This is a genomic window from Salinimicrobium oceani (assembly GCF_012037645.1).
The window spans coordinates 1-344 of sequence record NZ_JAAVJR010001214.1 but is presented as its reverse complement, the minus strand read 5'-3'; the positions used below and the strand labels follow the sequence as shown (position 1 = coordinate 344).

The 344-nt window shown below is 50.0% G+C and carries 1 protein-coding gene; it reads right to left on the bottom strand.

Going from position 1 to position 344, the window contains the following annotated elements; genetic code table 11:
- Nucleotides 1-344 (bottom strand): PQQ-dependent sugar dehydrogenase (locus tag HC175_RS21515; protein WP_168139957.1); only part of this gene is annotated, 344 nt, incomplete at both ends.

The window sequence follows — 344 nt, the reverse complement described above, 5'->3', positions numbered from 1 at the left end:
CTTTCCACCTCTTCTGCCTGTGCACCGTTTCCATTCACACGAACCAATCCACTACTGGTAAGTCCGCCAATAAACATGCTGTTCTTCCATTCGGGGAACATATCTCCGTCGTAAAAGATCATTCCTGAAGGAGAGATGGTTGGAGTCCATTTCAAAACCACATCTTCAAATTCCGGACGGGTATCAGGTTTCGGGATTTCGCTGCCGTCATAGTTGTCGCCCCAACTTACTACAGGCCATCCGTAGTTCTTTCCGGCTGTGGCTACCTGTAGTTCATCACCACCCAAGGGTCCCATTTCGGCTATCCAAAGCTCTCCGGTCTCTGGATGGATTGCCGCACTTTC